Here is a 10,810-nt window from a genome sequence, read left to right as displayed (position 1 = left end):
GCGCCCGCGGCCGCAGCGCCGGCCCCCGGCCCGGACGCGCCGGACCTGGGCTGGCAGCCCACGAGCGGCCAGGCCGAGTCCTCCGCCGCCTCGACGGCCCCCGCGGACCCGGCGGGCCCGGAGTCCCCGGCGCAGGGCCCGCCGGTCCCCTCGCCCGAGACCTCCCCGGGAGCGGATTCCCCATCCTCCCCATCGACGGCGCGCGGGACCGCCCCCGTCCCGGGGCCCTCAGGCGCGGGTGGCGCCGCGGGCGGCGAGGAGGCGCGGGACCCCGGGGCGTCATCGCCCGATCAGGGCGCCGACGGGGCCCCACGGCGCACGGAGGGCGGCGTCGCCCCACCCGCGGCCGGAAGCCGGGAGTCGCTCGTCGTGGAGCCCGGGCAGAGCCTGTGGTCGATCAGCGCGGCGAGGCTCGGCCCCCAGGCATCCACGGCGGACATCGCCCGGGCATGGCGGAGCCTCTACCACGCCAATGAGGGGGCCATCGGCCCCGAGCCCGGCCTCATCCACCCCGGCCTGAGGCTCACCGTCCCCGAGGATCTCGCGCCCCCGCCCCAGGGGTCCTGACCCGGCCCAGCCCCTGCGACATCCCGCGAAGCCCTGACACGCGCGCCCACCCATCACCGACGATGAAACGGAGCCCGTCATGAGCGCCCTCCTCGAAGCCCCCGCCCCCTCCATCGAACTGCGGAGCACCCACGCACCGGTCTCCGCGCTCGCCCCCGCCAGGGCGCCGCGCCGCATCGTCATCGGCGCGACGAGGGCGCCCGCGCCGGCCCCGCGTCCCACGGGCGGCGCCGCCGCGCGCCCTCGGTCTGCGCGGGAGGATGGTGTGAGCGCCGACGCCTCACGCGCGGCGCGCGTCCTCATCGGAGCGGCGGTGGAGGTGCTGCTCGGCCTGCGGGCGCCGAACCAGCTCGACCGCTGGACGGAGCCCGACCTCATGGACGCCCTGCTGCGACGCGCGGGCCTTGCTCAACGGCACTCCGCCGCGGCCCGCAGGCGCGGGCCCATCGTCCGCTCCGTTCACACTCAGCTCACCGCCGGCGGGGAGTGCGAGGCCACGGTCCTCCTCGAGTGCGGAGACCGGGTCCGGGCCGCCGCCGCCCGCCTCATCCCGCGCCGGGATCGGTGGGTGCTGGCGAGCCTGGAGGTCATCTGAGGCCCGGGCCCCGGTGACAGGGGCACGGGCCTCAGCAGCGTCGTCGAGCCGCTGAGGCGCGGCTGCTCGCCGCCGGGGCCGGCTCGCGCGTCAGTGGCGCTTGCGCTTCTTCTTCGCGGCGCGGCGCTCGGCGCGGTTGGCGCCCTGGGCGGCCCCGCCGTCGTCGTCCGTGGAGCGGGCCGCTCCGCCAACGGCGCTCCCGCCGCCGGCAGCGGTGGCCTCACCGTCCTCGGCGGGTCCGGAGTAGGAGATCCGCTGGCTCATGGCCTCCTGGCCCATATCCCCCATGACCGTGCCGCGCAGGCGGCCCACGGTCGCGGTCGCGTCGGCGGCGGCCACCATGCGGGCGGCGTCGGCCGTGCCGTCGGCCTCGGCGCGCTCGGCAGCGGCCTTGAAGCGGGCGGCGTTGGCGAAGACCTGCTCGATGGTCTCCTCGCGGATGCCCTCCATCATCGCCTTGAACATGTGGGCGCCCTCGTTGGCGTACTCGACGAGCGGGTCCCTCTGGGCCATGGCGCGCAGGCCGATGCCCTCCTTGAGGTAGTCCATCTCGTAGAGGTGCTCGCGCCAGCGCTTGTCGACGACGGCGAGCAGGACCCTGCGCTCCAGGGCGCGCATGGGCTCGTCGCCGAGCTGGGCGCGGGCCAGGGCGTTGCCCTCCATCTGGGCCTCGGCGTCCTCGTAGGCGACGGCGGCGTCCTCGGTGAGCTCGGTGGCCAGGCGCTCGGGAGTGAGGCGGTCGATGCCGCCCACGGCGTCCTCGAGCTCCTCGGCGGTCAGGCCCACCGGGTAGAGGTGGCCCAGGTCGTTCCACAGGGCGTCCAGGTCCCACTCGTCGGGGCGCCCCTCGGCGGTGCGGGCGCTCACGATGGTCTCCACCGCCTGGGAGCGGAAGTTGGCCATCTGGGGCTCGAGGTCCTCGCCGTCGAGCACGCGGCGCCGCTCGTCGTAGACCTTCTCGCGCTGCTCGGTCATGACGTCGTCGTACTTGAGGACGTTCTTGCGGATCTCGTAGTTGCGGGACTCCACCTGGCGCTGCGCCGAGGCGATGGCTCGCGAGACCATCTTGGACTCCAGGGGGACGTCGTCGGGGTAGGCGCCGGAGGCCATGATGCGCTGCGCCGCCCCGGAGGCGAACATGCGCATGAGGTCGTCCTCCATGGACAGGTAGAAGCGGGACTCGCCGGGGTCGCCCTGGCGGCCGGAGCGCCCGCGCAGCTGATTGTCGATGCGGCGCGACTCGTGGCGCTCGGTGCCCAGGACGTAGAGGCCGCCGAGTTCGACGACCTCGTCGTGCTCCGCCGAGCAGGCCTCCTTGGCGGCCGCCAGGGCGGCGGGCCAGGCCTTCTCGTACTCCTCGGAGTCCTCCTCCGGGTCGAGTCCCGCCTCCTTGAGGGCGGCCACGGCGATGTGCTCGGCATTGCCGCCCAGCATGATGTCGGTGCCGCGGCCGGCCATGTTGGTGGCCACGGTGACGGCTCCCTTGCGCCCGGCGAGCGCCACGACGGCGGCCTCCCGGGCGTGCTGCTTGGCGTTGAGCACCTCGTGGGAGATGCCGCGCTCGGTGAGCATGGCGGAGAGCTGCTCGGACTTCTCCACGCTCGTGGTGCCCACGAGGACGGGCTGGCCGGCCTCGTGGCGCTCCTCGATGTCATCGACGACGGCGATGAGCTTGGCCTTGACATTGGTGTAGACGAGGTCCGGCTGGTCGACGCGGATCATCGGCTTGTTCGTGGGGATCGGGACGACGCCGATCTTGTAGGTCCCGGCGAATTCGGCGGCCTCGGTCTCCGCGGTGCCGGTCATGCCGCAGCGCGAGCCCTCGGGGTAGAGGCGGAAGTAGTTCTGCAGGGTGATGGTGGCCAGGGTCTGGTTCTCGGCCTTGATCTCCACGCGCTCCTTGGCCTCGATGGCCTGGTGCATGCCCTCGTTGTAGCGGCGTCCGGGCAGGACGCGACCGGTGTGCTCATCGACGATGAGGACCTCGCCGTCGCGCACGATGTAGTCCTTGTCCCGGTGGAAGAGCTCCTTGGCGCGGATGGAGTTGTTGAGGAAGCCGATGAGGGGGGTGTTCTCGGACTCGTAGAGGTTGTCGATGCCCAGGTAGTCCTCGACGCGCTCGATGCCGCGCGCCAGGACTCCGACGGTGCGCTTCTTCTCGTCGACCTCGTAGTCCTTCTCCGGCCTCAGGCGCTCGGCGATGGCGGCGAACTCCTTGTACCACTTGTTGACATCCCCGGTGGCGGGCCCGGAGATGATGAGCGGGGTTCGGGCCTCGTCGATGAGGATGGAGTCGACCTCGTCGACGATGACGAAGGCGTGCCCGCGCTGGACGAGGTCCTCGGGGCGCTGGGCCATGTTGTCGCGCAGGTAGTCGAAGCCGAACTCGTTGTTGGTGCCGTAGGTGATGTCGCAGGCGTACTGCTTGCGGCGCTCGGCGGGGGTCTGGCCGGTCAGGATGCAGCCGGTCGTCAGGCCGAGGAAGCGGTGGATGCGGCCCATGAGGTCGGACTGGTACTCGGCGAGGTAGTCGTTGACGGTGACGACGTGGACGCCCTTGCCGGTCAGCGCGCGCAGGTAGGACGGGAGGGTGGCGACGAGGGTCTTGCCCTCACCGGTCTTCATCTCGGCGATGTTGCCCAAGTGCAGCGCCGCGCCGCCCATGAGCTGGACGTGGTAGGGGCGCATGCCCAGCACGCGCTCGGCCGCCTCGGCGACGGTGGCGAAGGCCTCGGGCAGGAGCTCGTCGAGGGTCTCGCCCTCGTCGTAGCGCTTCTTGAGCTCGTCAGTGGCTTCGCGGAGCTCCTCGTCGGTGAACTCGCTGTAGGCGTCGGCGAGGGCCTCCACCTGGGTCGCGAGGGCGTCGAGCCTCTTGAGGGTGCGTCCCTCGCCGATGCGAAGGATCCGGTCGACGATCGACACGCTGCTAACTCCCTTGGACGTGGATTGGCCACCCGGCCCCGAGTCACTGGATGAGTCCAGATGAGCCAGGAGCGCGGGCCTTGCACATGCTAGTGGACCCCCGCCCCGCTCCCCAAGGTGATCGGAGCCTCCTCCCCAAACCGAGACCCGGATCCCGGTGGGCCGACGTGCCCGGGGCCGGGGTCTCGGCGTGCCCGGGGCCGGGGTCCCGGCGCCGCGGGGAACCACAGGGCGCGCGGCGCCGGCCGACCGCCGCCCCTCGTGGGGAGTCCCGCACGCGGGGCGCCCGCGCGCCGACACTGGGCCCATGACCCCACTGGCACCATTGCCCGCTCCACCGGCGCCGCGCGCATGGCCGGCCGCGCTGGCCGCCCTTCCCGCGGCCCTGGGGCTCGTGCTGCCCGCGACCTGCGCGGGGTGCGGCCGCTGGGAGACGGCGCTGTGCCCCGAGTGCGCCGCGCTCCTGGACGCGCCCCTGACCGAGACCGCGAGCGCGCCGGCGGCGGAGGAGCTGCGCGTCCACAGCGTGCTCGCCTACGCCGGGACCGGCCGCGCGCTCGTCCTGAACTGGAAGAACGGGGCACGCGAGGATCTCGCGCCGGTGATGGCCACCGTCGGCGCCCGCGCGGGCGGGCAGTGGGCGGGTCTCTCCGGCTGGCCGGGCCGCGGCGCCGAGGGGGCGGACGGCCCGCCTCGACTCCTCGTGGTCCCCGCCCCCTCGGGGATCGTGCGCCGGGCGCGCGGCAGGCTCGTGGCGGCGGTCCTGGCCGATGCCGTCGCGCTGGGGATCGCGCGGTCGCCGGCGGCTCCCCCGCCCGGAGGGCGGGACGCCCCCCGCCCGCTCGTCGTCAGCGCCGACATCCTGCGGCGCACGGGCGGGCGCGCTCTCAGGGGCGCGCACCAGGCGGGCCTGTCGGCCGCACAGCGGCGCCGCAACCGCTCCGCGCCTCCCCGGGTCCTGGCGGACGTCGACGGCTGGGACGCGCTCATCGTCGACGACGTGGTGACCACCGGCGCCACGCTGCGCTCCTGCGCAGCGGCACTGGCGGGGGCCGGGGCCCGACCGCTCGGCGCCCTCGTCCTGGCGGCCACGCCGCCCCCGCCCGGAACGGCGCCGCGCCTGCCCGGCCCCATCCCCACGGGGCCGCCGGGCGGGCCCGACGGCCGGCGTCTTCCGCCCCGGGCGATCGGGGCGCCGGAGCGCTCCGGGAGGGCCGTCGAATGGTGTAAGTTATGTGTCACAAGGCACAAGGAGTGCGAGGGCCCGACGGCAGGGCCCGCACCGCCGGCGAGGGCGCCGCGCGGCACTCCCCGCGACGCGCAGGAGGTGAGACCACCGCCCCAGAGCCCGCCGCGAGGCGCGGCGGGTGCCCACCGTATCGGGTCCCGGTCCCCGGGCCGCCCAGGTTCCAGAAAGGTTCCACCATGGACATCACCGTCGTCGGCCGCAGTGCTGAGATCAGCTCCCGCCTGCGCGACTACATCGAGGAGAAGGCCACCAAGGTCGAGCAGTTCGACCCCCGCGTCCAGCGCGTCGAGGTCGAGGTCACCCATGAGCGCAACCCGCGCCAGGCGGACACCGCCGAGCGGGTGGAGATCACCGTCATCTCCAAGGGCCCGGTCATCCGGGCCGAGGCCAGCTCCTCCGACCGCTTCGCCGCCTTCGACATTGCCATGGGGAAGCTGACCGAGCGCCTGCGCCGCGCCCGTGACCGCAAGAAGGACCACCACCGCACCGACGCCGTACCGGTCCCCAAGGACCTGCCCGTGGTGGAGGAGCCGGTCGAGGCCGTCGAGGAGATCGATGAGGCCCCGAAGGTCCCCACGGAGAAGGGCGTCGCCATCGAGTCCCAGCTCGGCGACTCCCCCGTCATCGTGCGCCAGAAGCTCCACGACGCCACGCCGATGACCGTTGAGGACGCCCTGGACCACATGGAGCTCGTCGGCCACCCGTTCTACGTCTTCATCGAGAAGGCGACGAAGCAGCCCTGCGCGGTCTACCACCGCCACGGCTGGACCTACGGCGTCATCCGCCTCGACGCGCAGGTGCTTTAGGAGCGCCGCACCGGGCGCATGAGTCGGCGGCGGACCGATCCGGGCCCGTCCTCCTCTCATGGGGGGCGGGCCCGGTTCCTCACCTGGGCCTCGGAGCCGCTACACGATGGGGTAGCCGGCGTCCGTGACGGTGGTCGAGATGACGCGCCAGGTCCCCGATGCCCTGCTCCACAACTGGCCGTCGGAGTCCGACAGCAGCATGGTCTGGTCCAGGCGGTTCGCCGCGATGCCGTTGGCGCTGGGCGGGCCCGGGGAGCGCGTGGACTCCAGCGCGCCCAGTGAGGCGACGACGAGGCTCGGGGTGCCCTGGCCATCCTGGGCGGGCTCGATGGTGATGAGCTCCGTGCCGGAGTACCACGCGAGCTCATGAGCTCCCGGCCCCGTCAGGCCGGCCACGGGATAGGGGTCGGCCAGGCCCGTGGGGCGCCCCTCCCGATCGCGGATGATCGCCGCCACATCCACTCGCTCACCGGACTGGCTGGAGGGATCGGCGGCATCGCGGTGGCGCAGGGCGATCCGACCGGACTCCGCCGAGATGTCCATGCACACGACGCTGCGGCCCTCGAGCCAGGCGGCCGCCACGTCCGCCCGCACGCCCCGGGCGTCGACGACGATGAGGCGCCCCTGGCTGGCCGTCCAGATCCAGCGGTGCCGGTCCTGGCGGGGCGGGAGGAGGACGGCGGCATCCGCCGGTGAGTCGCCGACCGACAGGATCGAGGCGGCCTGAGTCCCGCCGGGCCCGACGCGCAGGATGCTGGGGCCCGAGACGACGCAGACGCCCCCATCGTTCCCCAGGGAGGGATGACGGGCGGCACTGGTGCCCAGGGTGGTGGGCTGCATGAGCACGGCGCGGGTCGTGCTCGTGCCGCGCACCACCGAACCGCCGCTCATCCCCACGACCGCGCCGGGCTCGGCGGCGGCGTCGAGCGTGGTGACCTGGGTGGCCAGCCGCTGATCCCCGGCCATGACGATGACGGTGTCGATCCCGCCGATCTCCTTCATGGTGGCGGTGATCTGGGCGACGGCGAGAGCCTGGGCCTCGGGGTCCCAGGAGGTGTCGACGGCGCTCAGGCGCACGGTGGCCGCTCGGTCCACGACCTTGACGTCCTGGAGCCTCGTCCCGGAGGGGATCGCGGTGGTCGCCACGTCCTTGAGCCAGGCCGCAGGCCCCGTCAGGAGCGCCTCGATGGAGGCCTCCTCCAGGCGCTTGCGCGAAAGCCAGCGGGGGTCGGGGATGGGGCGGTCGTGCGCGGCGTTGAGGAACCTGATGCTCTGCTGGGTGTAGGCGGTGCGCAGCACGGATCCCTGCACGATGGCCCCCGGCGGCGGTGAGGCGATCCGCCACTGCCCCCGGGCCGAGGCGACGAGCGTGAGCGTCTCGGAGTAGTCGAGGCCCTGGGCGCTCAGCACGCCGGTGGAGTCGAGGCTGCCCTCCAGCCTCCCGGAGATGGAGACGCCGCCGTCGCGAGCGCGCCTGACGGTCAGCGGCTGGGAGTCGGAGGCGAGCAGGAGGGGGGCCAGGGGCTGCCAGGAATCGGCCGCGCCCTCGACGAGGAACTCGCGCGCGGTGGCGAAGCCGTCGGAGAGCCCCGCGGTGCAGGCCCGCAGGAATCCCTCGACGATCGCCTCCGGATCGGCGCCCTCGGCGGGGCCGGGGGCCGTCTGGACGAGGACGCCACCACCGTCCTCGACGGCGTCGGACTGGAAGACGTCCCCCTCCATGGGGAGGCTGGAGCAGGACGCGAGGGCGCCCGCTCCCCCAACGGCGAGCATCGCCATCGCCTCGCGCCGGCTCGGCAGCCGCGGGGGGAGGGACGCGGCGCGGGGGCCGCGCGGTGCGCTCACGAGGCCCTCCCGCCGGACACCTCCGGGGTGCGGGCCGTGGGGGCCTGCCCGGGGGCGATGACGGTGACGTGCCCGGGGGCGGCGGGAGTCTCGGCGGCCAGGGGATCCTCCCCATCCCCGTGGGGGCGCGCTGAGCGGCGCGAGACGGGCCCGGGCCCGAGGACGGTCCCGGTGACGGCCTCCGGGGCGCGGCGGGGCTTGACGCGCGCGACGGCGGGGGCGTCGTCGGGGATGCAGGGCAGGGGGCCGGGCTCGGCGTAGTGGCCGGGGGTCCCGCCCTCGCCGAGCTCCCGCGGGAGGGTGAGGAGGAAGGAGGCGCCGTCGGCGGGCCACCCCCATGCCTGGAGGGAGCCCCCGTGGAGGTGGGCGTCCTCGGCGGAGATCGACAGCCCGAGGCCCGTGCCCCCCAGGGTGCGCTTGCGGGAGGGGTCGGCGCGGTAGAAGCGGTCGAAGACGCGTCCGACGACATCGGGGCTCATGCCCACGCCGTGGTCGCGCACCCGCACGGCGACGGCGTCGTCGCTGACCGCCATGGTGATGTCGATGGGGCCCGCCTCGGCGTGCTCGATCGCGTTGAGGATGAGGTTGCGCAGGATCCGCTGGACGCGCACCGAGTCGACCTCCGCCGTGGCGGGCTCGTCGGGCACCTGGAGGCGGATCTCGCAGCCCGAGGACTGGATGTGCACCTCGTTGTCCTCCAGCACGCCGGACAGCAGGTCGCGCAGGTCCACCTCGTCCGAGCGCAGCGTGACCCGCCCGGAGTCGATCCTGGAGATCTCGAGCAGATCGGTGAGCATCGTCTGGAAGCGGTCGACCTGGCCGTGCAGCAGCACCGCGGCACGGCGCACGAGGGGGTCCTCGATCTCCTCGCGGAGCTCGAAGATGTGCTCGGCGGCCATCTTGATCGTGGTCAGCGGGGTGCGCAGCTCATGGGACACGTCGGAGACGAACAACTGCTGGGAGACGGACATGGCGTTGAGCCGGTCGATCTGGGACTGGATGGACTCCGCCATCGTGTTGAAGGAGGTGGCCAGGGCGGCGAGCTCGTCCTCCCCGTTGACGGCCAGCGGCTCGTCGAGGCGCCCCTCCGCCAGGCGCTTGGCGGCCAGGGACGTCCTGCGCACGGGGATGAGGACGCGCCAGGTGAAGACCGCCACCGCCAGGATGATGATGAGGAGGAAGCCGACGCCGGTGAGGACCACTGAGCGGGTGACCGTGACCACCACCTGCTGCTGGGACTCCAGCGAGTAGACGATGTAGAGCTCGTAGTCGCCGGCCAGCGGCATGGAGACGCGCGAGCCGACCACCATTCCGGGCACGGTGCCGTCCCGCTCGCCGGGCACGGTCACGGACTGCCAGTACTGCCGGCCGGACTGCCCATTGCGGACCTCGCGCTCCATGCGGTCCGAGATGAGCCCGGTCAGGCGGTCATCGGTGGCCAGGGTGTTGATGGCCACGGAGGAGGACTCCCCGCTGCCCTGGACGACCGCGCCGATCACCCCGGCGCCGGACGCGGAGTCGCTGATCCCCGACAGCTCGGCCTGGATGGCCGCCGAGACCTCCTCGGAGGTGGAGGCCGTCGTCGTCGCCAGGGCCGCCTGGGTGGCGACGATGCGCTGCTGGGCGTTGGCCAGGATCGCGTCGCGCCGGTCGTTGAAGACGTTCTGGCGGATGGTGATGCTGACGATGCTCAGCAGGATGGCGGTGGCCAGAGCCCCGATGATGACCGCGCCCAGGGTCATCCTGGCCACGAGGCTGTGCCGGAAGAGGAGGGTCGGGCGCCATCGGGCGCACCGGGAGCGCACGGATCAGCGGGCGTCGCCGGCGCGGTACCCGACGCCGCGGACCGTCAGGACGATGGTCGGGTGCTCGGGGTCCTGCTCGATCTTGGCGCGCAGGCGCTGGACGTGCACGTTGACGAGCCGGGTGTCCGCGGTGTGCCGGTAGCCCCAGACCTTCTCCAGGAGCTCCTCGCGGGTGAAGACCTTCCAGGGGGTGCGGGCGAGGGCCAGGAGGAGGTCGAACTCCAGGGGGGTCAGTGCGATGCGCTGGTCGCCCCGGCGGACCTCGTGCCCGGCGACGTCGATATCGAGGTCGCCGGCGCGCACGTGCTCGGCCACGGGGTCGACTCCCCGGCGCAGGCGGGTGCGGATGCGGGCGAGCAGCTCCTTGGAGCGGAAGGGCTTGGTGACGTAGTCATCAGCGCCCGCCTCCAGCCCGGCCACGACATCCATCGTGTCGGTGCGGGCGGTCAGCATGATGATGGGGACGTCGGACTCCGCGCGGATGAGGCGACAGACCTCAACGCCGTCGAGGCCGGGGAGCATGAGGTCGAGAAGCACCAGGTCTGGTGTGTTCTCGCGGAAGGCCTCGAGCGCCCGCGAGCCGTCTGTGCAGAACGACGGCGTGCACTCCTCAGCCTCGAGCATGATCCCGATCATCTCGGCCAGGGCGGTGTCGTCATCCACGACGAGGATACTGGTGCTCATGGGCCGTATCTTGGCATGACCATCGCGCCTGGGAACACGCTGACACCCCGACTGATTCCTCCTTGTGATATGCGGGCGCCCCCTGGGGCCCCTGAGGGCCCGGGCTCCTCTCCGGGGCCCATGCCCGGGGAGGCCCGATTCCTCCTCAGGACGGAGGAGAGCGGTCGGCCCCGCGTGACAGCATGGGGCCATGAGCGATGACAGCAGCGACTGGCTGCCCCCCTCCCAGCCCGATGCCGGGGGCGCCGGGGCGCCCGGGGCCGACGGCGGGCCGGCGGCGGTGCCCGGGGCGGGCGCCCGACCCGCCTACGGCGCCTACGGGACCCCGCCCGCCGGC

Annotated in this window: 6 protein-coding genes and 2 pseudogenes; 4 read left to right on the top strand and 4 right to left on the bottom strand. The window is 73.5% G+C overall.

All coding sequences use genetic code 11. The annotated features are described in order from the left end of the window. Together B1H55_RS12945 and B1H55_RS12940 are read left to right on the top strand one after the other, a co-directional pair. A pseudogene (locus tag B1H55_RS12945) lies at positions 1–567 on the top strand (hypothetical protein); the annotation flags it as partial. Between the two features lie 79 nt (positions 568–646). Beyond that, positions 647–1,162 carry an Rv3235 family protein gene (locus tag B1H55_RS12940; RefSeq protein WP_231952605.1) on the top strand — a complete coding sequence of 172 codons (516 nt, stop codon included), beginning with the start codon at positions 647–649 and terminating at the stop codon, positions 1,160–1,162. A gap of 90 nt (positions 1,163–1,252) precedes the next feature. Here the strand turns inward: B1H55_RS12940 and secA are convergent, their stop codons facing one another. Continuing rightward, the gene (gene secA, locus B1H55_RS11480) at positions 1,253–4,084 is read right to left on the bottom strand and encodes a preprotein translocase subunit SecA (RefSeq protein ID WP_073451085.1); all 2,832 of its coding nucleotides are present in this window, start codon (positions 4,082–4,084) and stop codon (positions 1,253–1,255) included. Between the two features lie 307 nt (positions 4,085–4,391). Between secA and B1H55_RS13130 the strand changes: the two are divergent. Then, positions 4,392–5,165, top strand: a pseudogene (locus tag B1H55_RS13130) (ComF family protein); the annotation flags it as partial. 344 nt (positions 5,166–5,509) lie between these two features. After that, positions 5,510–6,139: a ribosome hibernation-promoting factor, HPF/YfiA family gene (gene hpf / locus B1H55_RS11470; RefSeq protein ID WP_073451083.1), complete on the top strand. Its 630-nt coding sequence runs from the start codon at positions 5,510–5,512 to the stop codon at positions 6,137–6,139. Positions 6,140–6,238: 99 nt separating this feature from the next. On the opposite strand, the gene B1H55_RS11465 is transcribed toward hpf, so the two are convergent. From B1H55_RS11465 to mtrA, 3 genes are all read right to left on the bottom strand, one after another. Next, on the bottom strand, positions 6,239–7,984 hold the full coding sequence (locus B1H55_RS11465; protein WP_077240242.1) for an LpqB family beta-propeller domain-containing protein: 1,746 nt from the start codon (positions 7,982–7,984) through the stop codon (positions 6,239–6,241). Further along, positions 7,981–9,726, bottom strand: coding sequence for an MtrAB system histidine kinase MtrB (gene mtrB / locus B1H55_RS11460; RefSeq protein WP_073451258.1), 1,746 nt, complete (start codon positions 9,724–9,726; stop codon positions 7,981–7,983). Before mtrB ends, B1H55_RS11465 begins: the two co-directional genes overlap by 4 nt. A 66-nt stretch (positions 9,727–9,792) precedes the next feature. Further along, a complete protein-coding gene (mtrA, locus tag B1H55_RS11455) occupies positions 9,793–10,473 on the bottom strand; it encodes an MtrAB system response regulator MtrA (RefSeq protein ID WP_073451082.1) in 681 nt (226 codons plus the stop codon). Positions 10,474–10,810: the final 337 nt, after the last annotated feature.

Source organism: Actinomyces denticolens, from assembly GCF_002072185.1.
Taxonomy (GTDB): domain Bacteria; phylum Actinomycetota; class Actinomycetes; order Actinomycetales; family Actinomycetaceae; genus Actinomyces; species Actinomyces denticolens.
This window is presented reverse-complemented; position numbering and strand designations above follow the sequence as displayed.